The following is a 21,612-nucleotide window of genomic DNA, read 5'->3' as shown; positions in this document are numbered from 1 at the left end:
TGCGAGTGTGCGCACTCCTCCGGCGGTTTTCCCGCATTGACGCGAAGAATCAGTCCACGGCTTCGGCCTCTCGGACGTTCCTCAACCGGGGCGCAGACACTTCGCATCGGTTCAACGGCCTTGGCGCCGGTCAGGACCCTGAGTCCTGCGCGGCCACCGACGCTCCCCGGGGTGCGGGCCGTCCGGACATGCCGCCACCGCCGGCGCTCACTCCGCCGCGCGGGGTCCGTGCGCTGTTGCTGTTGGCCTCGAACTTCCCGTCCCGCAGCTCGAAACTCTGAGGCGGTGAGCAGCCGATCGCCGGGGTGATCAGGAGGCTCGTGGTGATGGGCGCGGGGTTGGTGCTCGCTGTCGAGAACTCGCAGATCGCGCCCCGCCCGGTGACCGGGAACCAGAACCAGCCGTCCACCGCACCGACCCGTACCTCGTCCGACAGCACGAACTTGCCGTTCTGCCGCATGAAGGCCTTCAGACGGACGGAGGCTCTCAGCGGGTCGGCGGTGGACCGGATCGCGGTGAGGGTGAACTTGATGTTCTCGTCGGCGTCCAGGACGGAGGACGCGATCTGCCTGGTCTCGGCCGCCTGCCCGCCGTTGGTCCGCCCGCCGTTGGTCCGCCCGTCGTGGGCTTCGGCCTCGGTGGTTACGGCCGGGGCGGCCAGTAGGGCGACGGTCGCCGCAGTGGTGACCAGTACCGCGCCGCCGCGCGCGAGCGCGGTCGCTTGTATCGGCATACTTTCCTCCCTGATGCTCATGCGGGCGTCTTGTTCACGCATGAATGCCGCTTTTTTCCTTCCATACGGCGAGAGGAAAACCACCTTGAATCACCCGTTCGCGGCGCGGCGTCACCCGCTCAGCCCGCATGCGTGAGGCTCGGAGGGCCCATACGGTGGAAGGGCAAGCAACTGGCGCGTGGGTGCCGTGCTCCGGCGGGTGCCGCGTGCCGGTTCCGCACAGCACCGGAAGGCGGTCCGGAGATGGCTACGTCGTCTGAGGCTCCCGTTCTTGACACCCTCTCCGCCATGACCATCGACTCGGTCGAGCGTTGTGGCATGGACGAAAGCTCGCTCATCCTCACCCGCATCGCCGCGCTCGCGGCCATGGGTGCGCCGTCGATCTCCTACCTCGCCCACGTCCGTCCTGCCGTCAAGGCCAACCTGACGGTTGAGCAGATACAGGACGTTCTCGTGGCGATCGCCCCCGTGGTGGGCACGGCACGTGTCATGGCGGCGGCAGGTCGCATCACCGAGGCGCTCGGTTTCGCCGTCGCGGTGGCCGAGTCCGACGCCGAGGCGATCGCCGGGGCCGAGGCCCGGAAGCGGAGTAAGTCCTGAGCCCGGCCCACGAGCGGCCCGGTAGGCCGTGCGGTCGTGCCTGGGCCGGTTAACCCCGCGCCGACTCGCCCCCACCGTCGTACTCGTCGTGCCAGTGCCACCATGCGTACGGTGCGCTCTGGGGATAGTCCTGGGGTGAGTTCTCCCATGTCTCCTGCCGGCCGAGCGCGGTCATGTCGAGGTAGCTCCAGGTGCTCCCCAGCGCCTCGTCGCCGCGGGCGTTGATGAAGTAGGTGCGGAACACTTTGTCGCCGTCGCGGATGAAGGCGTTCGTGCCGTGCCACTCGTTCACACCGAAGTCGGTGTCGAAGTCGTCGGTGATCGTGTACCAGGGCATCGTCCAGCCCATCCGCGCCTTCACCCGCTGGATGTCCGGCTGCGGTGCGCGCGAGGCGAAGACGAGAGTGGTGTCGCGGGCGTTCAGATGGGCGAGGTGGCCGATGTGGTCAGCGACCATGGAGCAGCCGACGCAGGCGTGGTCGGGCCAGCCGGCCACCCCGGGTTCGAAGAAGGCGCGGTAGACGATCAGCTGGCGACGTCCCTCGAACAGGTCGAGCAGACTGGCCTTGCCTTCGGGGCCGTCGAACTCGTACTCCTTCTCCACTGCCTGCCACGGCATCTGCCGGCGCTTGGCGGCCAGAGCGTCACGGGCGCGGGTCAGCTGCTTCTCTTCCACCAGCAGTTGCTGGCGCGCAGCCTCCCACTCCCGCGGGGAAACGACCGGTGGTGTCTTCATTGCGACGTTCACCTTTCACTTCGGTAGGCCCCCTGAGTCAAGGGTCGGCCGACACCGGCACGGGTGCACGCCCGGCAAGAGGAAAAGGGCGGGGGCTACCTGCTGCATCCGGACAGGGCGTTCAGGCGTCTACGCGGGTATGAATCTGGAGAAGTCGCCTGCTGAACCGCCTGCGCGGCAGTCGCCCGAAGGGTGCCTCACCGTCGCGGTGCGCGTTCCGGTGCGGATCGTGGTGCTGGTGCTGGTCGTGCCGGTACGGATGGTGTGGGACGCGCTGGTCGTGGGCGGGCGGCTGTTGAAGGACGCCGTGCTGCGGCCGTTGGGGCGGGCCCTGCTGTGGGTGGGGCGGGCCGTGTTCGTGTGGCCGTGGGTGGCGCTGTGGCGGTACGTCGTCGTGCCGGTCGCGAAGGGGATCGCCTGGCTGGGGAACGTGCTGCTCGTCGTGCCCGCCGTATGGGTGTACCGGCACGTGCTCACGCCCGTCGGGCACGGGATCGCCTGGGTGGCCGGGGCCGTCCGGGCGGGTGTCGTGTGGGTGGCCCGGGGTGTGTGGAGTGGAGTCGTCCGGGTCTGCCGGGGGATCGGGGCCGGGTTCGGCTGGGTGTACGCGCGCCTGCTGACTCCGGTCGGGCACGGGATCGCGTGGCTGGTCAGGGGGATCGGGCTCGTGCTCGCCGCGCTGGGGGTCGGTGTGTACGCGGCCGTGTCCTGGCTGGTGCGGTATCTCCTCGTCGTGCCGGCCGTGTGGGTGTACCGGTATGTGCTCACGCCCGTCGGGCACGGGATCGCCTGGGTCGCGGGCGGGGTCGCGTGGCTCGTGCGGATGCTTCTCACCGGTGTGTGGCTCGCGCTGTACTGGACCGGGCGTGTGCTGATCGTGCTGCCCGCGCTCGCGGTGTGGCGGTGGGTACTGGCGCCGATCGGGCGGGCGCTCGTCGTCGTCGGGCGGGAGATCCGGGATGCGCTGGGGCACGCGTGGCGCATCGCAGGGCATGTGTCGCAGGCCGTCGGGAGGGCCCTCGGCACTCTCTTCCGGTGGATCTTCGTCGAGCCCGTCCGTTGGGTGTACCGCACCGTGCTGACCCCCGTCGGGCATGTCGTACGGGACGTGGTCTGGCGGCCCGCCGTCGAGGCCGCGCGCAGTGTGGGCCGTGCCGTCCGGCAGGCGCTGGCCTCCGCCCGTGAGTCCGTCCGGCAGGCCCGGGCCGACTTCCGGCGGATGCTCTTCGGAGAGCCGGAGCAGCGGCAGTCCGTCGGGCCTCGGGAACCTGTCGGCCGTGAGGCACGTACTCTTGGTAGCAGTACGACCGCACTCACGAAGGACTGAGCGACACTGGGCAAGCGACAGCCCGAAGGCCCGCCGCCCGCACCGGCGGTGCAGCGCATCCGACTGCGCTACACCAAGCGCGGCCGCCTCCGGTTCACCAGCCACCGTGACTTCCAGCGTGCTTTCGAGCGCGCGCTGCGCCGTGCCGAGGTGCCGATGGCGTACTCGGCGGGGTTCACGCCGCACCCGAAGGTGTCGTACGCCAATGCCGCACCCACCGGCACGGGCAGTGAGGCGGAGTACCTGGAGATCGCGCTCACCGAGGCGCGCGATCCCGACAAGCTGCGTGAGCTCCTCGACGAGTCGATGCCCGCCGGGCTCGACATCGTCGACGCGGTCGAGGCCCGCACCTCGGGTCTCGCCGACCGGCTCACCGCGTCCGCCTGGGAGCTGCGTCTCGACGGGGTGACCCCCGAGGAGGCGGAGCGCGCGGTGGTGGCCTTCAAGGCGGCCGAGACCATCGAGGTCGAGCGCCAGACCAAGAAGGGCATGCGGGCCTTCGACGCCCGCGCCGCCGTCGTGAACCTTGAGGCAGTCCCCGAGGCGCACAGTCCACGGCCGACCGCAAGCGGAGCGGCCGGCGTCGCGGCCCTTTCTGGGCCGACCGACCAGCCCTGTGCGATACTGCGGCTGGTTGTTCGGCACGTGACGCCTGCCGTACGACCCGACGACGTCCTGTCCGGTCTCCGCGCCGTGGCCGACCTGGCGCCGCCGGTCCCCGCAGCGGTGACCAGGCTGGCGCAGGGGCTGTTCGATGAAGAGACCGGCACGGTGACCGACCCGCTCGCGCCCGACCGCGAGGCAGCAGCGACCGAGCCGCACACGGCCCGCGCGACTGCCGCCGCGACGGCGCCGGCGTAAGGAAGGTCCCGCGAAGGGACGGACGTCGTAGCGCCGCCCTCGTACTCGGGAGCCACCTGGGTCGGGCAGCGCACCGACCAGAAGACTTTCACAGAAGACTTTCGCCAGGCCGTACGCAACATGGCGTACGGAACCGGCGAGACAGGACACAGCGAGCTCCCGTGTGGCGCCCGCGCCCCGGACGGCGGCACCGCGCACAGCGCGAGCCGCGGACGTCACCGGCATCGCCGGACCAGGCGCGGCGCCCGGGAGCCTGACGGGAGAACCGCCCGCATGCTCGAACCGAACGAACCCGCAGAGTCCGTGACGGACTCCGAACGCAACACCCCCAGCGACACCCTGCCGCCGCGGAGGCGGCGCCGTGCCGCGTCCCGCCCCGCGGGCCCGCCCGCGGGCACCGCCGAGGCGCCCGTGGAGACCATCGCGCCGGCCACACCGCCCGCGGACTCCGCGGCCCTTGCGGCCGACGAGACGGCCGCGACCACCGAGGTGGCGCGGGTCGTCGCGGTCGGGGAGATCACAGAGAACGAGAACGAGGAGGCGGTGGCTGAGACGGCCGCCGCCGAAGAGGCGGTTGCGGAGGCCGCTGGGGCCGAGGTGGCTCCTGTGTCTGCTTCTGCTCCGCGTACGAGGCGTCGGGCTACGCGGCGTGCGTCGGCGCCTGCCGGTGCGCCGGAGGCTGCGGAGACGGTGGTGTCCGTGGCTCCGGTGAGTGGTGAGAGCGGCGGCGTGGCTGCTGAGCCTGCCGAGGTTTCTGAGCCCGTCGTTGCCGAGTCGGCTCCGGTTGTCGGCGAGGCCGAGGTGGCTTCTGCTCCTGCGCCGCGTACCCGTCGTCGGGCTACGCGGCGTGCGTCGGCGCCCGCCGGGGCGCCCACGGCCGCCGAGACCGTCGTCGCCGAGGCGGCCGCGGAGACGCCCGCTGCTGAGGTCGAGACGCCCGTCGAGGCAGAGGAGAAGCCCGTGGCCGCGGAGGTGGCCGAGGAGGCTGCTCCTCGCCGTACCCGTCGGCGTGCCACGCGGCGCGTGTCCGCGCCGACCGGGGGGGCCACGGGAGACGCCGCCCAGGAGAGCGTGACCGAGCCTGAGCCCGAGGCCGCGGCTGAAGAAGCCGGAGAGGCTGTTGAGGCCGCTGAGGCTGTCGAGGCCAAGGCGGACGCCACGCAGGAGACCCCGGCCCCGGAGGCCGAGGAGGCCGCCGAAGCCGCCGCTCCGCGTAGGACCCGTCGGCGGGCCACCCGCAAGGCTGCCGGTGGCTTCTCCGAGCCCAAGGTGCGGCCCGCGGCCGAGGACGGTGGCGAGCAAGAAGCGAAGCGGCCCGCGCGGCCGGCGGTCGCGGTGTTCCAGGCACCCGTGTTCACCGAGCCGATGTTCCAGACGCCGGAGCGGGCTGCGGCCGCCGCTGCCGCCGAGGCGGCGGAGGAGGCCCCCGCGGCCGAGGAGTTCCCGGAGGAGGAGAGCACCGGCTCGCGGCGGCGTCGCCGTCGGCGCGGCTTCGACGAGGAGCCCGCGGCCGTGACCACCGACGAGGCGGAAGAGGTCGACGAGGCCGAGGAGTCCGCCGAGGCGGAGGGGGCCGAGGGCGACGAGGCCGAGGAGACCGGAGCGCGCCGTCGGCGTCGCCGCGGTGGCCGTCGCCGTCGCCGGGGCGAGTCCGCCGACGCGGAGGGCGAGTCCACGGAGTCCGAGGAGCTCGCCGCCGAGCAGGCCGCGCAGGACGCCGAGGACACCGCCGAGCAGGTCGACGAGGACGCCGAGGAGGCGGCCGACGGCCGGGGCGACGAGGAGCAGGCCGGCTCCAGCAGCAGCCGTCGCCGTCGGCGCCGTCGGCGCCGCGCGGGTGACACGACCGTCGACACGGAGCCCGACGAGGGCGACCCGGAGCGTACGGTCGTCAAGGTCCGCGAGCCGAGGGAACGGCGCGGGAAGGACACCGAGCCCTCCGACGAGGTGCAGTCCATCAAGGGCTCGACCCGTTTGGAGGCCAAGAAGCAGCGCCGCCGGGAAGGCCGTGAGCAGGGCCGTCGCCGCGTCCCGATCATCACCGAGGCCGAGTTCCTGGCCCGCCGTGAGGCCGTGGAGCGCGTGATGGTCGTCCGGCAGAACGGCGACCGTACGCAGATCGGCGTCCTGGAGGACGGCGTGCTCGTCGAGCACTACGTCAACAAGGAGCAGTCGACCTCGTACGTCGGCAACGTGTACCTCGGCAAGGTGCAGAACGTGCTGCCGTCGATGGAGGCCGCGTTCATCGACATCGGCAAGGGACGGAACGCCGTTCTGTATGCCGGCGAGGTGAACTTCGAGGCGCTGGGGCTCTCGGGCGGGCCGCGGCGGATCGAGAGCGCCCTGAAGTCCGGGCAGTCCGTGCTCGTCCAGGTGACGAAGGACCCGATCGGCCACAAGGGTGCGCGTCTGACCAGCCAGGTCTCGCTGCCGGGCCGCTACCTGGTGTACGTCCCCGAGGGGTCGATGACCGGCATCAGCCGCAAGCTGCCCGACACCGAGCGCGCGCGTCTGAAGACCATCCTCAAGAAGATCGTCCCCGAGGACGCGGGCGTCATCGTGCGCACCGCCGCCGAGGGCGCGAGCGAGGAGGAGTTGCGCCGGGACGTCGAGCGGCTGCAGGCGCAGTGGGAGGACATCCGGAAGAAGTCGAAGAGCGGCGGCAGCTCGAACGCGCCGTCGCTGCTGTACGGCGAGCCGGACATGACCGTCCGCGTCGTCCGCGACATCTTCAACGAGGACTTCTCCAAGGTCATCGTGAGCGGTGACGAGGCGTGGGACACGGTGCACGGGTACGTCTCGCACGTGGCGCCCGACCTTGCCGACCGGCTGTCCAAGTGGACCTCCGAGGTCGACGTCTTCGCGACGTACCGGATCGACGAGCAGCTCGCCAAGGCGCTGGACCGGAAGGTCTGGCTGCCGAGCGGTGGTTCGCTGGTGATCGACAAGACCGAGGCCATGGTCGTGGTCGACGTCAACACCGGCAAGTTCACCGGTCAGGGCGGCAACCTGGAGGAGACGGTCACCAGGAACAACCTGGAGGCGGCCGAGGAGATCGTGCGCCAGCTGCGGCTGCGCGACCTGGGCGGCATCGTGGTGATCGACTTCATTGACATGGTGCTGGAGTCCAACCGGGACTTGGTGCTGCGGCGCCTGCTGGAGTGCCTGGGACGCGACCGTACGAAGCACCAGGTGGCCGAGGTGACGTCGCTGGGGCTCGTGCAGATGACCCGTAAGCGGGTCGGGCAGGGGCTGCTGGAGTCGTTCTCCGAGACCTGCGTGCACTGCAACGGACGTGGCGTGATCGTGCACATGGATCAGGCGACGGGCACGGGCGGCGGCGGCAAGCGGCGCAAGCGCGGGCGTGGGGGTGCCGAGCACGAGCACGTTCACGTGGCGGAGGCGGCCGAAGTCGCCGAGGTGGCGGAGTCTGTCGAGGCCGAGCCCGTGGCGGAGGTCGCGGCGGAGGTCGCCGAGGTCGCGGCGGAGTCGCTGGTGGGTGTTCTCGCACCGGACGAGGAGCTGTACAGCAGCGTCGCCGAGGCGGAGGCCGCGGCTACGCGTGGGCGTACTCGGCGGCGGGCCACCCGGAAGGTCTCGGCGCCGGCCAGGGCGCCGAAGGCGCGGAGGGGCGCGGAGGCCGAGCCGGTAGTGGCGGTGGAGAACCCGGTGGTCGAGACGGCGCCTGCCGTGACCGAGGAGGCTCCGGCGGTCTCGAAGGAGCCCGTGGCCGAGGCTGCCGCCGCTCCGGCGGACGCCGCGCCCAAGGGGCGTACGCGGCGGCGGGCGACCCGGAAGGCGTCTGCGCCGGCCGGGGCTCCTTCGGCCGAGGAGGCCGTGGTGACCGTGCCGGAGTCGGAGTCGGCTGCCGAGCCCGTTGCGGAGCCGGTGGCCGCCGAGTCGGTCGCCGAGCCGGTGGTTGCGGTTGAGGCTGCGGAGTCGGCTGCGCCTGCGCGGCCGCGGCGGCGGGCCGTGCGGAAGGCGACCGCGCCTACCGCGTCCGAGGACGCGGCTGTGGTGGTCGTGCCGGCGGCTTCGGCTGAGGCGGCTGGTGAGGCTCCTGCGGCGTCCGTGGCGGACGCGGCTTCTGAAGTCTCCGAGGCTTCCGCGGGTGAAGGTGTCGCGGAGGAGGCCGCGCCTGCCAAGAAGGCGGCGCGCAAGGCTGCGAAGAAGGCGACCGCCAAGAAGGCCGCCGTGAAGAAGACGGCGGCCAAGAAGACCGCGGCCAAGAAGACTACGGCGAAGAAGGCGACGAAGAAGTCGGCGACCAAGAAGACGGCCGCTGCGGCGCAGCAGGCGCCGTCCACGGTGACGGCTTCCGCCGACGAAGGCTGAGTCTGTCGGGGCGTTTGCCTGGCTTGGTGAACCGGTGCCCCGGTCCGGTGGCTTGTCCGCTGGGCCGGGGCACCGGTGTGTCCTCCGGGGTTCGTTTCCCGCCGTCGTGGCTTGGGCGCCTGCGGTTTCGTCGTGGGTCGGGTGCGCGCCGGGAGGTCTCCGTCCTCGGTCCGGCGGGTCTGTGGGGGAGTCAGGTGCTCGGCGGTGGACGCCGGCCGCTGCGGGCGGACACCTCCCGGCACACCCCCTGCCGTGCGTACGCGGCTGGCGGCCGGTGGGGGCGGGCGTTGTCCCCGTTGTGGTGCGTTTCCCCGCTGAGCTGTCGGAGGCCCGGAGGGCTCGCGTACCGCACCCCCCTCTTGGATCGAGGGAGGCCACCTGAAAAACTCGGCTGGTTAGTTGCTGGTCACATGAATGAACACCGAGTGGGCTCTGGGGAGAGCGCTGGCTCGGGGCAAGGCGGGGAGGGGATCGCATGGCGCGCGTGCGCCTGAGGGGTGCTGGGCGGCACCGTGGTGTGAAGCCGGTCAGGGCCGGGCGGCAGGCTGTGGCGTTGGCCACGGTGTTGTCGGCGGCGGGGGTGCAGGTCGCTGTGTCGGCAGGCACCGCCGAAGCCGCGCCCGCTTGGATCGAGGGGCCCATCTTCAACGATCCGTTGGGTGCGAGTGATGAGCAGCTCGCCATTCGTACGCGGTTGATCGAGCTGACGGATGCGGCGCTGCCGGGGTCCACCATCAAGGTCGCCGTCTACCACGTGTGGGAGGCGTCGGTGGTGGACGCGCTGATCGCCGCCGAGAACCGTGGTGTCCGTGTGCAGGTGCTGCTCGACGAGTCGAGCGTCAGCGATCGGCCCGCCAACACCTCGTACAGCACTCTGGCGGCGGCGCTCGGTACGGATCGCACGAAGGGGTCGTACGTGACGACCTGTCCGGTGGACAAGTCCTGTCTGGGCGACCCGAAGTACGGACAGTCGATCATGCACAACAAGTTCTGGCTGTTCTCGGCCGTCGAGGGCGCCACGAACGTCGTCGTGCAGACGACGTCCAACTCGACGCCTTCGGCGCACACCAAGTTCTTCAACGACGCTCTGCTGCTGCCGAACAACCCGACGATGTACGACGCGTACGCGGACTACTTCGACACGATGGTCGCCAGGGGATGGAAGTCCTGGGAGTACCGGACGGTCAGCAACGGGCTATACAAGGCCTACTTCTTTCCGCGGGCCGGGAACACGCGGGACACCGACACCGTGTACTCCGTGCTCAACAACGTCCAGTGCACGTACAAGGACAGCGCGGGGGTCACCCAGAAGACCTGGGTGCGGGTGGCGATCTTCAAGATCACGCGGCTGGCCATCGCGGAGAAGCTGGTCGCGCTGAAGAAGGCCGGCTGCAACGTCAGCATCGTGTACGCCGAGTCGGACAGCGCGAAGAGCAGCGGCGGGACCAAGGGGACGTGGGAGATGATGCACACGTCCGGTGGGCCGACGGTGCGGTGCTACAACGACGACCGGGACCCGTTGAACCCCGGGAAGAAGCTGACCACGCCGTACATCATCCACTCCAAGTACATCCTCGTGGACGGGATGTACGACGGGGCGCGGAAGAAGATCAGCTTTACCGGGTCGGGGAACTACACCGGGCCTGCCCTGCGGGAGAACGACGAGTCGATCGTCAAGGTCGACGACAGCGCCGTGCACGACATGTACAAGGTGCATTTCAACAAGGTGATCGGGGTCGCCTACCCGGGGAAGGCGGACGGCACGGACCTGTGCAAGGGCGTGAAGCCGCTGCCCGCGGACGGTGAGAAGCCCACCACGTGACGGAGAGGGGCTCGGTTTGACCCCTTCGGGCGTGTCCTCGTACCCTTGACCGTCGGCGTGTCCCCTGATGCGTCACATCCCCGTAAACCTCATCCTCCCGGGCGCCGGGCGCGCTTGTGGGAGAGGCCGTTCGTGTGTCGGACGGCTGGACTGCGGGGGTGCCGTTTCCGAGCGAGAGAGTGAGATCCGCGTGTACGCCATCGTGCGCAGCGGTGGTCGCCAGCACAAGGTTGCTGTCGGCGACATCGTTGAGGTTGACAAGATTTCCACTGCCAAGGTTGGCGACACGGTCGAGCTCTCGACCCTGCTCGTTGTCGACGGCGACGCTGTGACCAGCGACCCGTGGGTGCTGGCCGGCATCAAGGTCCAGGCCGAGGTCGTGGACCACCACAAGGGCCAGAAGATCGACATTCTGCGCTACAAGAACAAGACCGGCTACCGCCGTCGTCAGGGCCACCGCCAGCAGTACACGGCGATCAAGGTCACTGAGATCCCCGCGGCTGCGAAGTAAGGGACTGAGAAGAGATGGCACACAAGAAGGGCGCATCGTCCACCCGGAACGGTCGCGACTCGAACGCCCAGCGGCTCGGCGTGAAGCGCTTCGGCGGTCAGGTCGTCAACGCGGGTGAGATCCTGGTCCGCCAGCGCGGCACCCACTTCCACCCGGGCGCGGGCGTCGGCCGTGGCGGCGACGACACGCTGTTCGCGCTGCAGGCCGGTGCGGTGGAGTTCGGCTCCAGCCGTGGCCGCAAGGTCGTGAACATCGTTCCGGTCGCCTGACCGGAATTCCTCGCGAGGCGGACCTCACTTCCCGGCAGGGAAGGTGGGTCCGCCTTTCGCGTGTTGCAGCAACTGAAGACGGCTGCGCGGAAGACAGCAGCACTGTAAGCATTCGTATGTTTCTGGAGGCACTGAACCATGACCACCTTCGTGGACCGCGTCGAGCTGCACGTCGCCGCGGGTAACGGAGGTCACGGCTGTGCCTCCGTCCACCGTGAGAAGTTCAAGCCGCTGGGCGGGCCCGACGGCGGGAACGGCGGGCGCGGCGGTGACGTGATCCTCGTCGTCGACCAGTCCGTCACCACGCTGCTCGACTACCACCACTCGCCCCACCGCAAGGCCACCAACGGCAAGCCCGGCGAGGGCGGCAACCGCTCCGGCAAGGACGGACAGGACCTGGTGCTGCCGGTGCCGGACGGGACCGTGGTGCTTGACAAGGCGGGCAACGTGCTCGCCGACCTGGTGGGGCACGGAACGTCGTACGTCGCCGCTCAGGGCGGCCGGGGCGGGCTCGGCAACGCGGCGCTGGCCTCGGCCCGGCGCAAGGCCCCCGGCTTCGCGCTGCTCGGTGAGCCGGGCGATCTCCAGGACATCGTGCTGGAGCTCAAGACCGTCGCCGACGTGGCGCTGGTGGGCTACCCGAGCGCGGGCAAGTCCTCGCTGATCTCCGTGCTCTCCGCCGCCAAGCCCAAGATCGCGGACTATCCGTTCACGACGCTCGTCCCGAACCTGGGCGTGGTGACCGCGGGCTCGACCGTGTACACGATCGCCGACGTGCCGGGGCTCATCCCGGGTGCCAGCCAGGGCAAGGGCCTGGGCCTGGAGTTCCTGCGCCATGTGGAGCGGTGCAGCGTGCTCGTGCACGTCCTGGACACGGCCACGCTGGAGTCCGAGCGGGACCCCGTCTCCGACCTCGACATCATCGAGGAGGAGCTGGCGCAGTACGGCGGCCTGGGCGACCGTCCGCGGATCGTGGTGCTCAACAAGATCGACGTACCGGACGGCAAGGACCTCGCCGAGATGGTGCGGCCGGACCTGGAGGAGCGCGGTTACCGGGTCTTCGAGGTGTCCGCGGTCGCGCACCTGGGGCTGAAGGAGCTGTCCTTCGCCCTCGCCGACCTGGTGGCCGGGGCGCGCGCCGCCCGGCCGAAGGAGGAGGCGACGCGGATCGTCATCCGCCCGAAGGCCGTCGACGACGCGGGCTTCACCGTCGTGCGCGAGGACGACGGACTCTTCCGGGTGCGTGGCGAGAAGCCCGAGCGGTGGGTCCGCCAGACCGACTTCAACAACGACGAGGCCGTGGGCTACCTCGCCGACCGGCTGAACCGCCTCGGTGTCGAGGAGGAGCTCATGAAGGCGGGCGCCCGGATGGGCGACGGCGTCGCCATCGGGCCCGAGGACAACGCGGTCGTCTTCGACTGGGAGCCCACCGTCACGGCCGGCGCCGAGATGCTCGGCCGTCGTGGCGAGGACCATCGCCTCGAAGGCGTACGGCCCGCCGCGCAGCGTCGCCGGGACCGCGACGCCGAGCGGGACGAGGCAGAGCGGGAGTACGACGGCTTCGAGCCGTTCTAGCCGGGTGGGCGAGCGTCAGAGCAGGACGTTCTTGTAGAAGACGTTCGAGAGGCGCTCGCCCGGAGTGTTGCCCGAGGCGAAGCCGAAGAACAGGCGGGGCTCGCCTCCCGTGGCGGTGTGGACAGCCATGCCCTCCGGCTCACGGAAGGTGAGCGTGGAGCCGGCGCCGGTGAGGAACTCCTCCATCACCGCGCCGGTGTTCATGTCGACGCTCCAGAGCGTGGCGTCGTCCGTGTCGCTGTGCCCCGTGAGGCAGTACAGGTACTGGCCGTACGCCGTGTAGCCCTGGAAGGAGTTCCGTACGGTGGTGTCGTCCGGGTCCAGGTACGTGATGCGGTCCGGCTGCCGGAAGTCGGCCAGCGGGTGGCCGAAGTCGCCGTTCGTGGCGGCCGTCAGGTCGTAGGCGGCGAAGCGGTGGATGCCTGAGCCCGCAGGCAGGTAGCGCACGATCATCCGGTGGTGCGTGGGGTCGATGGCGCATGTGTGCCGGTCCGCCGAGGGCTTCGGCGTGTACGTCGTGACCGCCGGGGACGAGGGGCTCAGCGTGGTGCCGTCGCTGTACTTGAAGCGGGCCAGCCGCCGCCCGTAGCCGGCGGTGTCCGCGTCGACGTCGGTCCACAGGTAGGTCGACGTGCCCACGGACTGGGCGCCGATGGAGACCGCGTGGCCGAAGCCGGTCAGGTACATGTGGCCGATCGCCGTCCAGGTCGACCATGCGAGCTCGGTGACGCACAGGTCGCCGGACGTGCCGGGCGAGCCCTCGCGCAACTGGGCCGTGAACAGCCGTTGGTTGGTCTGGTCGAAGGCGAAGCTCTGCATCACGGTGCCGTTGTAGAGCTCCCGGTTCCGGTACAGGTCGTGCGACGCCTGCCCGCCCAGCTGGAACCGCTTCGACGTGGGCACGGCCGCCGACACGGCCCCCGCGCCGTATCCGAGTCCGAGCACGGTCAGTGAGAGGCCGCCTCCTGCGCGCAGCAGCGTGCGGCGGCTCAGGGCTTCGTTCATCAGGTCCCCCCGTTGACGGGCGATGAGCGCGTGAACAGCAGCAGGACCCTATGCGAAAGGCCCCGGGAGCGGTCTCCCGGGGCCTCAACTCGCGTCGTGCGACGGTCCGTTGTGATCAGGTGCTACGCGGTCACGGAGTCCCCCGCGCCGTTCGACCCGGCGTCGTCGGACATCTCCTCGGACGCCTCACGCGGCGAGGGAATCTCGCCGGCCAGGCGGGCCTCCATGACCACACGGCGCTCGTCGGCCTTCGCGCACAGAGCCCGGACCGCGTTGTTGAAGCGGACCAGGGACGGCGGGTCGGCCGGGCCGAGCAGGTGCTCCTTCAACTCCGCGCGGGCCGAGGTGAACTGGTCCTTCTCCGGGTGGCGCACCGACTCCAGCAGGGCCGGGACGCCCTCGGCGGACGGGGTGAGGATGACGCCCGCCGACACGGTCGGGAAGCCCGTACGGAACGCCTCCTCCGTCAGGCCCGAGGTGTTGGCGACCGCGTACGGCTTCTCGCTGGACAGCCAGTCGGAGACCACCGACGAGACATCGCTGATCAGCAGGTCCGCCTGGTTGAAGCAGGCGAAGATCGCGGGGCGCGCGTCCGTGATGATCTGGTGCTCCCACTCCGGGAACGACGCCCAGTACGCCTTCTCCCAGGCGGTCGTGGCCTCGGCGATGGCGGCCTCGCGGTCGCCCCGGGGCGCGCCCTGGAGGAGCATGCGCTCCAGTTCGTCCGCGCTGTCACGGAAGTGCGTGGACGTGAGCTTGTCCAGTGCGGTGGTGCGGCGGGCCAGCTCGGCGGCGGCCTCCGGGCCCGGCCGGGAGCCGGAACGGCGGGTGTTCGCCTCGCGGATCATCGCCATGATCCGCTCGTTCGCGGCGCCCGCGCGCGGGTCGACGGAACCCGTCATCGGGTGCGGCTTGTACAGCAGGCGCACGTTGTCGTCGGCCAGCAGCCCGCGGACGATGTTCTCACCGGCCAGCACCACGGAGGTGTTGCCGGGGTTGCCGTCCCAGCCCTCCCAGGTGGGGGCGTACAGAACCGTCGTGAGGTGCTCGCTCGCGTCCTTGTCACGGGGCCCCGTCGGCGCGCCCGAGTACGGGCGGATCGGCGCGAGCTGCGGGCGGCCGACCTCGACGATGTCCTTGTCCTCGACACCGACCTCGGCGAGCGCGTACCGCTCGCGCGCCGCGGGACCGGCGACCCACACCTCGTCGTACGCCTTCGCGTACGGGTTGCAGGAGGACAGCTTGTCGCTCTCGCCGTGGTTGATGAACGCGTGCTTGATTGTGGGGATGCGCAGCACCTGCGAGGTCTTCGCGGCGTTCGCCGGGTGCAGCATCATCTGCAGCGTCGAGTTCTCCAGCGAGAACATCGTCGAGACCTTCGGGAAGCAGATGATCGGCACGTCGGTGGCGTCGATCTTCTGCACCATGAACCGCTCGCGCAGCACGATCAGCGGCTTGCCCTCGACCTTGGAGAGCGTGGAGAGCCACATGTTCGCCTGGTACGCCGACGTCGCGCCGCCCGAGAAGTACATGGCGACCGTCGGCCGGTAGTCGGCCAGCCACTGGTCCAGCCACTCCATGACCTGCTGGTCGCTCTTCGCCCGCTTCTTCGGCAGCAGCCAGGTCGCCAGGTACACCGTGCCGCCGAGGGCCAGGGCGAGCGCGGTACCGAGGCCGATGCCGCCCCAGAGCCCGTCCTTGGTGGCCGCGGTGGCCATCAGGCCGGCCGTGGTCGGCAGCGAGAACGTCAGCAGGCGGTGGGCCTGGCGGCGGGCCAGCAGACGCGGCGGGGCGGCGGTCAGCCGCAGCGCGGACGCGTCGATGTTCCGCGTCACGATCGGCAGCGTCCGGGTGCGGCGCACGAGCACCGCCATGCCCTGGCAGGCGAAGTGCAACGCGTAGAAGGCCCACAGGCCAAGCACCAGTGGTGCGTGCTCGCCCTCCGGGTCGACTCCCTCGATCCGCAGCAGCCCCACCAGGACCAGCATGTCGCGCAGCAACTGCCGGACCAGCGTGTCGAGCCGGATCTTGCCGAGGACCGCGAGCAGACCGGGGTCCCGGTACTGCAGCGCGGTGTCCAGGACGAGGCCGGCCGCGCTCGCCGCGACGAACACCGGGACGTTCGGCAGCAGCGCGGAGACGATCTGGGCCGTGAAGAGCGCGAACATCGCCAGCAGCGCGGACAGCTGCGCGATGCGGCGGGGGGCGAGCCTTGCGGAGGGCACTGGCTGGGCTCCTGCGGAGGGAATCGATGACGGATGGGGGGAAAGTAGCGGAGAGATTAGTGGGGGCGGCCCGCCTCCGTGCGCGCGCCCCGGGCGTTTTCCGCCCCATGGGCGCCTCGAACAGGTGAGGCCGACCCCTGACGGTATGACCTACGGAGCCGGAGGAGCAATCTTTCGCGGGATCAATCGGCGCAAAAGGGTCATAGGCGTCACGCGTCGGACGCCCGGTCGGCCGTCCACCCACCGAAATGCCGCGACATCCGCCCCCCACGCTCACGTAGATTGCAGACACCGGCGGGTCGGAGCCGGGGAAAAGTGGGGATACGCGTGTCTACGGCAGGGCAGGGCGTCGCGAGGCGGCAGGGCGTGGCGGAAGCGCACAGGGTCGTCGTCAAGGTGGGTTCCTCGTCCCTGACCACGGCGGCCGGGGGCCTGGACGCGGACCGCGTGGACGCCCTCGTCGACGTGCTCGCCAAAGCCCGCAGTGGTGGCGAGAGGGAGATCGTGCTGGTCTCGTCCGGGGCCATCGCGGCGGGGCTCGCACCGCTGGGCCTGCGCCGGCGCCCCAAGGACCTCGCCCGGCAGCAGGCGGCCGCGAGCGTCGGCCAGGGCCTCCTCGTGGCCCGTTACACGGCTTCCTGTGCCCGGTACGGCATCCGTGTCGGCCAGGTGCTCCTCACCTCCGACGACATGAGCCGCCGCGCCCACCACCGCAACGCCTCGCGCACCCTCGACAAGCTGCTCGCGATGGGCGCGCTGCCGGTCGTCAACGAGAACGACACCGTCGCCACGGACGAGATCCGCTTCGGCGACAACGACCGCCTCGCCGCGCTTGTCGCCCACCTGGTCCGGGCCGACCTGCTGGTCCTGCTCTCGGACGTCGACGGTGTCTACGACGGCGACCCCGGCAGGCCCGGCACCTCGCGGATAGCGGAGGTGCGGGGGCCCGAGGACCTCGCCCACGTCGAGATCGGCAGCACGGGCAAGGCCGGCGTCGGCACCGGCGGCATGGTCACCAAGGTCGAGGCCGCCGGGATCGCCACCGGGGCGGGCGTCCCCGTGGTCCTGACCAGCGCCATCCACGCGGCGGACGCCCTCACCGGCCGCGACACCGGCACGTACTTCCACCCCACGGGCAAGCGTTCCGCCGACCGGCTGCTGTGGCTCCAGCACGCCTCCACCCCGCAGGGCTCGCTCACCCTCGACGACGGGGCCGTGCGTGCGGTCGTCGAGGGCCGCAAGTCGCTGCTGCCCGCGGGCATCGCGGCGGTCGAGGGTGAGTTCACCGCGGGCGACCCCGTCGAGCTGCGGGACGGAGAGGGGCGCGCGGTGGCGCGGGGGCTCGTCAACTTCGACGCCAAGGAGATCCCCCGGCTGATCGGCCGCTCGACCAGGGAACTGGCGCGCGAGCTGGGACCCGCGTACGAACGAGAGGTCGTACACAGGGACGACCTGGCCCTGCTTCACCCTTGATCGAACGCGCCCGGAAAGGGCCGAATCACAGGCTTCCGGCGGGCCACGTTCCGTAAAACCGCCACGCGGAGCCGTCCGGCCTGCTCAACTTTGTTGCAGGGAGATTCCGCCCGGCCAAGGCCCGGTCATTGCGAAAAGGAGGCTGTCGTGAGACAAGTGCGCCCTGGGGCGGCGGCGTCCCGCGGTGGTGGTGCCTCCCCCGGGGCCGGCGAAGGGCGCGCGCTGACCAGCGTCGCGGCCGGAGACGCGTACGACGGGCAGGCCGCCCGGCAGCGTTCCGGGCGGCCGTCCGGTGCGCAGGAGCCGAAGGACGTTCCCCGGCTGTGGCACGTGACGCTCAGCGTCTCGGGCGGCGAGGCTCCGCTGACGGAGGTGCGGCGCGGCCTCGAACAGCTCGCCCACGACCACCCCTTCCTGCTGACCAGCCGCTACGCCACCGACCACGCCGAGATCCGCTACTGGGAAGAGGCCCGCGACCTGCACGACGCGGCCGCCGTCGCCCTGCGCCTGTGGGGCGAGCACCGCCAGAGCGCCAGACTGCCGCCCTGGGAGATCGTCGGCCTGGAGGTCATCGACCGCGAGACGTACCACCAGCGCATCGCCGAGGGACACGGACCGCTGCCGGCGACGCCCGTGGGGGTGCATCCCTTCTGAGGGCCGTCCTCCTGCAGGACCGCTCGTCTGCAGGGCCGCCCTTCTGAGTGACCACTCCGGGGGCGCCTGCGCGTCCGGAAATGGCGTGCGGGCCGGGAGTGAAGCACCTTTCAGGTGGCTTTGGGCGCCGCCCAGCGCCGTGTCTCGCGCTTTGGGATAGTCGATGGACGTCTCCGCCCGGCGCACTACCCTTCCAGCATGACCACGCTCTCGCCGTACGACGCCATGTCCCCGGTCACCCGGGTCGCCTACCGCGCCAAGGCCGCCGCCGCCGATCTCGCGCCGCTGCCGCGCGCCGAGAAGGACGACGCGCTGCTCGCGATCGCGGACGCGCTGGAGGTCCGCACGAGCGAGATCGTCGCGGCCAACGCCCAGGACATCGAGCGTGCCCGCGAGGCCGGCACCAGTGAGGCGATCATCGACCGGCTGACGCTGACCCCGGAGCGGGTCCGGGCCATCGCCTCCGACGTGCGCGACGTCGTGTCCCTCCCCGACCCGGTCGGGGAGGTCGTCCGCGGCTCCACCCTGCCGAACGGCATCGACCTGCGTCAGGTGCGCGTCCCGCTGGGAGTCGTCGGCATCATCTACGAGGCCCGGCCGAACGTGACCGTCGACGCCGCCGCCCTGTGCCTGAAGTCCGGCAACGCGGTGCTGCTGCGGGGCTCGTCGTCGGCGTACGAGTCGAACGCGGCGCTCGTCCGGGTGCTCCGGGACGCCGTCGGCGGTGCCGGGCTGCCCGCCGACGCCGTGCAGCTCGTGCCTGGCGAGAGCCGTGAGTCCGTACGCGAGCTGATGCGTGCCCGCGGCCTCGTCGACGTGCTCATCCCGCGCGGCGGCGCCTCCCTGATCCGTACGGTCGTCGAGGAGTCGACCGTCCCCGTGATCGAGACGGGCACCGGCAACTGCCACGTGTACGTCGACGCCCACGCCGACCTCGACATGGCGATCGAGATCCTGATCAACTCCAAGGCCCAGCGGGTGAGCGTCTGCAACGCCGCCGAGACCCTGCTGGTCCACCAGGACATCGCCCCCGAGTTCCTGCCGCGCGCCCTGGACGCACTGGCCGACGCCGGGGTGACCGTGCACGGCGACGAGCGCGTGCTGGCCTACGCCAAGGACACCCGGGCCACCGTCGTCGAGGCCACCACGGACGACTGGGAGACCGAGTACCTCTCGTACGACATCTCCGCCGCCGTCGTCGACTCGCTCGACAGGGCCGTGGAGCACATCCGGCTGTGGACCTCCGGGCACACCGAGGCGATCGTGACGACCTCGCAGCAGGCCGCCCGCCGCTTCACCCAACTGGTGGACTCCACGACGGTCGCGGTGAACGCCTCCACCCGCTTCACGGACGGCGGCCAGTTCGGCTTCGGGGCCGAGATCGGCATCTCGACGCAGAAGCTGCACGCCCGAGGGCCCATGGGGCTGCCGGAGCTGACGAGCACGAAGTACATCGTGACCGGCGACGGACACGTACGGCGCTGAGTTGAACGCTGGGCAGTTGAACTCGTAACAGAACTGGCGAGGATGGCCGGGCGCCCGGCGTGCGCCCGGCTCACGGCGGGCCCTGTGCGCGCGGGCGCTCGCGGGCGTCCAGGGAGCGCTGGGAACGGTCACATTCCCATGAACTGTCTTCGCAAAGCGGATGAATTTCCTTACCGTCTGCCCAAATTACCCCCTCAGGACTACCCTGGAAGGGTGCCGGAGGACGTGGGGGGCACGCCGTTCCCTGACGGCTGGGAGCCCGACGACGACCGCGACCGCGGAGGTATGGACGAAGAGTTCGCCTCCGTGGTCTTCGACGAGGCCTTCGTACGGGCGGCAGCGGTGCACGAGCCGACCGCCGTCGAACGCCTCCTGGCAGCCGCCCAGGCCCGTGCCGAAGCGCAGGAGGCCGAAGCGCGCCGGGCGCACACCAGAGGCGCGCGCGGCGACGACGAGCGCTACGAGGACGGCTACGGACCCGACGGCGACTACGGCTACGACCGGGACCCCGACGACCTGGACGACGCGGAGATCCTGGAGGACCGCTACGGCGCGCCGGGGTACGGCGGGGCGTACGGCAAGCGGGCCCGCTGGCACCGGCCCGTCGCCTGGGTACTCGCCCTCGTGATGGGCATCGGCATGGTCGCCCTCGCCTTCACGGCGGTCTACCGCGGTGCCACCTCTGGCGGACGCCAGGACCGGGTCCCACCACCCGCCTCCACCGGGCCGGAGCAGGGCGGCGCGACGGCTCCCACGGGCCCCTCGGCCTCGGCCGACTATTCCCAGCCACCGGTGTCGGCGGTGCCGCGCACGCCCTGAGGAGGGGCCGTTCCGCGGTTCGACAACCGTTCGAAAACCTGGTGAGAACCTGTCAGAACTTGTCACGCAGCCGGGCGTTTACCTGGGCCTCAACAGACCTACTCTGAAGGTATGGGCGGGCCAGGAGACCCACCTGAGGGGCCACCCGAGGGTGCTCCCGGTGGAGAGGACGAGTACCGATCCGTCGTCTTCGACGAGTCGTTCGTCCGCGCTGCCCGCCTCCAGGAGTTCTCCGCCCAGGAGCGCATCGGTGACCACGCCCCCGCCGTACGCCGCCGCCCGCCCCTGCGGCGCGGCCTGTCCCGGCAGGCGCTGATCCTCGTCCTGCTGATCGCCATGGCCTTCGGCACCGCGATCTACATGGGCATGCGCCATCCGTACCAGACACCGGCCGCCCAGCCCACCGACCCGCTGCGGATGACCGTCATCCCGCTCGCGCCCCAGGCCCGGGTACCCGGCACCACGAACCCCGAGAAGCTGTACGCGCACAGTCCGGCCGCCCAGTTCCGCATCGGCGCCGAAGGCATCACCATGCCCGCCACCCGCCGTACCGCGCACTTCTCGGACAGCCAGGTCGTCACCGCGCTGAGCACCGCCAAGGACTACATCGTGGCCTCCGCCCTCGCCCCGGAGGTGCTGAGCGGGATGTCCGTCCGGCCCGCGCGGATGCTGCTCGACCCGGAGCAGCTCGACCAGTTCGACCAGAGCTTCGAGCGCCCCACCGCCGACGGACGGCACGCCCCCACCGGCTGGCTGGTCCGCTTCGACCCCTCCCGCGCCGAGCTCGCCGACACCAAGATCCGCGTCCAGGGCACGCTGCAGGCCGCCGAGTACGACGGCAGCACCCTTGAGGTCGTCGCCGACCACACGCTCGTGTACGCGCTGCGGCCCGCCGGCTCCGACGCCAGTGCCAAGGCCTCCCTGTTCACCGTCCGGCGCGAGCTGCAGTTCCGCTTCGACAGCGACGACCTGCGCACCCACCAGGCCGAACTCGTCGCCTCCTACGTGCAGGCCGGCCCGCTCTCCTGCTCCGAGGACTCCACGAACCACCTGCGCCCGCTGCTCGCCGGCCAGACGGCCAGGGAGGGCGGCCCGGCCGGCACGGACCCCTTCGCGACGGGCAGCGCCACGGCCCTGTGCGGGTCACTCGCACAGAGCGCGCAGCCAGAGGTGTGACCCGCG

17 protein-coding genes are annotated in these 21,612 nt (G+C 71.0%); 13 read left to right on the top strand and 4 right to left on the bottom strand.

Annotated elements, in window-relative coordinates:
* Positions 1-130: 130 nt before the first annotated feature.
* Entirely contained in the window at positions 131-733 is a 603-nt protein-coding gene (locus E0500_RS01290; protein WP_181586828.1) for a hypothetical protein, read from the bottom strand.
* Between the two features lie 243 nt (positions 734-976).
* Between E0500_RS01290 and E0500_RS01285 the strand changes: the two genes are divergently transcribed.
* Complete coding sequence (locus tag E0500_RS01285; RefSeq protein ID WP_131562974.1) at positions 977-1,333, top strand: carboxymuconolactone decarboxylase family protein; 357 nt, start codon at positions 977-979, stop codon at positions 1,331-1,333.
* Positions 1,334-1,382: 49 nt separating this feature from the next.
* Here the strand turns inward: E0500_RS01285 and E0500_RS01280 are convergent, their stop codons facing one another.
* Complete coding sequence (locus tag E0500_RS01280) at positions 1,383-2,069, bottom strand: DUF899 domain-containing protein (RefSeq protein ID WP_131562976.1); 687 nt, start codon at positions 2,067-2,069, stop codon at positions 1,383-1,385.
* A 139-nt stretch (positions 2,070-2,208) separates the two neighbouring features.
* Between E0500_RS01280 and E0500_RS01275 the strand changes: the two genes are divergently transcribed.
* From E0500_RS01275 to obgE, 7 genes are all read left to right on the top strand, one after another.
* Positions 2,209-3,396 carry a hypothetical protein gene (locus E0500_RS01275; protein WP_131562978.1) on the top strand — a complete coding sequence of 396 codons (1,188 nt, stop codon included), beginning with the start codon at positions 2,209-2,211 and terminating at the stop codon, positions 3,394-3,396.
* A gap of 48 nt (positions 3,397-3,444) precedes the next feature.
* Positions 3,445-4,257: a TIGR03936 family radical SAM-associated protein gene (locus E0500_RS01270; protein ID WP_131562980.1), complete on the top strand. Its 813-nt coding sequence runs from the start codon at positions 3,445-3,447 to the stop codon at positions 4,255-4,257.
* 273 nt (positions 4,258-4,530) lie between these two features.
* Complete coding sequence (locus tag E0500_RS01265; RefSeq protein WP_131562982.1) at positions 4,531-8,592, top strand: Rne/Rng family ribonuclease; 4,062 nt, start codon at positions 4,531-4,533, stop codon at positions 8,590-8,592.
* Between the two features lie 475 nt (positions 8,593-9,067).
* Positions 9,068-10,414 (top strand): phospholipase D-like domain-containing protein, encoded by a 1,347-nt coding sequence (locus E0500_RS01260; protein WP_131562984.1) that lies wholly within the window; start codon positions 9,068-9,070, stop codon positions 10,412-10,414.
* Positions 10,415-10,604: 190 nt separating this feature from the next.
* Positions 10,605-10,925 carry a 50S ribosomal protein L21 gene (gene rplU / locus E0500_RS01255; protein ID WP_004931419.1) on the top strand — a complete coding sequence of 107 codons (321 nt, stop codon included), beginning with the start codon at positions 10,605-10,607 and terminating at the stop codon, positions 10,923-10,925.
* Positions 10,926-10,939: 14 nt separating this feature from the next.
* Positions 10,940-11,194, top strand: a complete 255-nt coding sequence (rpmA, locus tag E0500_RS01250; RefSeq protein WP_055620927.1) for a 50S ribosomal protein L27 — start codon at positions 10,940-10,942, stop codon at positions 11,192-11,194.
* Positions 11,195-11,332: 138 nt separating this feature from the next.
* Entirely contained in the window at positions 11,333-12,769 is a 1,437-nt protein-coding gene (obgE, locus tag E0500_RS01245; protein WP_131562986.1) for a GTPase ObgE, read from the top strand.
* A 15-nt stretch (positions 12,770-12,784) separates the two neighbouring features.
* On the opposite strand, the gene E0500_RS01240 is transcribed toward obgE, so the two are convergent.
* Together E0500_RS01240 and E0500_RS01235 are read right to left on the bottom strand one after the other, a co-directional pair.
* Positions 12,785-13,774 carry a teichoic acid biosynthesis protein C gene (locus E0500_RS01240; RefSeq protein WP_131562988.1) on the bottom strand — a complete coding sequence of 330 codons (990 nt, stop codon included), beginning with the start codon at positions 13,772-13,774 and terminating at the stop codon, positions 12,785-12,787.
* Positions 13,775-13,896: 122 nt separating this feature from the next.
* Positions 13,897-15,999: a hypothetical protein gene (locus tag E0500_RS01235; protein WP_131562990.1), complete on the bottom strand. Its 2,103-nt coding sequence runs from the start codon at positions 15,997-15,999 to the stop codon at positions 13,897-13,899.
* A gap of 366 nt (positions 16,000-16,365) precedes the next feature.
* Between E0500_RS01235 and proB the strand changes: the two genes are divergently transcribed.
* The 5 genes from proB to E0500_RS01210 all read left to right on the top strand — a co-directional run bounded on the left by proB (position 16,366) and on the right by E0500_RS01210 (position 21,606).
* On the top strand, positions 16,366-17,472 hold the full coding sequence (gene proB / locus E0500_RS01230; RefSeq protein ID WP_131562992.1) for a glutamate 5-kinase: 1,107 nt from the start codon (positions 16,366-16,368) through the stop codon (positions 17,470-17,472).
* Positions 17,473-17,628: 156 nt separating this feature from the next.
* The gene (locus E0500_RS01225; RefSeq protein WP_131563011.1) at positions 17,629-18,126 is read left to right on the top strand and encodes a hypothetical protein; all 498 of its coding nucleotides are present in this window, start codon (positions 17,629-17,631) and stop codon (positions 18,124-18,126) included.
* Positions 18,127-18,324: 198 nt separating this feature from the next.
* Positions 18,325-19,611, top strand: coding sequence for a glutamate-5-semialdehyde dehydrogenase (locus E0500_RS01220; protein WP_131562994.1), 1,287 nt, complete (start codon positions 18,325-18,327; stop codon positions 19,609-19,611).
* Positions 19,612-19,824: 213 nt separating this feature from the next.
* Positions 19,825-20,430 carry a hypothetical protein gene (locus E0500_RS01215; RefSeq protein WP_131562995.1) on the top strand — a complete coding sequence of 202 codons (606 nt, stop codon included), beginning with the start codon at positions 19,825-19,827 and terminating at the stop codon, positions 20,428-20,430.
* Positions 20,431-20,541: 111 nt separating this feature from the next.
* Positions 20,542-21,606, top strand: coding sequence for a hypothetical protein (locus E0500_RS01210; protein WP_131562997.1), 1,065 nt, complete (start codon positions 20,542-20,544; stop codon positions 21,604-21,606).
* The last annotated feature ends 6 nt before the right edge of the window (positions 21,607-21,612 follow it).

The sequence above is a fragment of the Streptomyces sp. KM273126 genome (assembly GCF_004337435.2).
Taxonomy (GTDB): Bacteria; Actinomycetota; Actinomycetes; order Streptomycetales; family Streptomycetaceae; genus Streptomyces; species Streptomyces acidicola.
This window is presented reverse-complemented; position numbering and strand designations above follow the sequence as displayed.

Bases quoted from the DNA above. Each gene is read 5' to 3' on its own strand.
- E0500_RS01290 (WP_181586828.1), bottom strand. From the start codon at position 733: ATGCCGATACAAGCGACCGCGCTCGCGCGCGGCGGCGCGGTACTGGTC.
- E0500_RS01285 (WP_131562974.1), top strand. From the start codon at position 977: ATGGCTACGTCGTCTGAGGCTCCCGTTCTTGACACCCTCTCCGCCATG.
- E0500_RS01280 (WP_131562976.1), bottom strand. From the start codon at position 2,069: ATGAAGACACCACCGGTCGTTTCCCCGCGGGAGTGGGAGGCTGCGCGC.
- E0500_RS01275 (WP_131562978.1), top strand. From the start codon at position 2,209: ATGAATCTGGAGAAGTCGCCTGCTGAACCGCCTGCGCGGCAGTCGCCC.
- E0500_RS01265 (WP_131562982.1), top strand. From the start codon at position 4,531: ATGCTCGAACCGAACGAACCCGCAGAGTCCGTGACGGACTCCGAACGC.
- E0500_RS01260 (WP_131562984.1), top strand. From the start codon at position 9,068: ATGGCGCGCGTGCGCCTGAGGGGTGCTGGGCGGCACCGTGGTGTGAAG.
- rpmA (WP_055620927.1), top strand. From the start codon at position 10,940: ATGGCACACAAGAAGGGCGCATCGTCCACCCGGAACGGTCGCGACTCG.
- obgE (WP_131562986.1), top strand. From the start codon at position 11,333: ATGACCACCTTCGTGGACCGCGTCGAGCTGCACGTCGCCGCGGGTAAC.
- E0500_RS01240 (WP_131562988.1), bottom strand. From the start codon at position 13,774: ATGAACGAAGCCCTGAGCCGCCGCACGCTGCTGCGCGCAGGAGGCGGC.
- E0500_RS01220 (WP_131562994.1), top strand. From the start codon at position 18,325: ATGACCACGCTCTCGCCGTACGACGCCATGTCCCCGGTCACCCGGGTC.
- E0500_RS01210 (WP_131562997.1), top strand. From the start codon at position 20,542: ATGGGCGGGCCAGGAGACCCACCTGAGGGGCCACCCGAGGGTGCTCCC.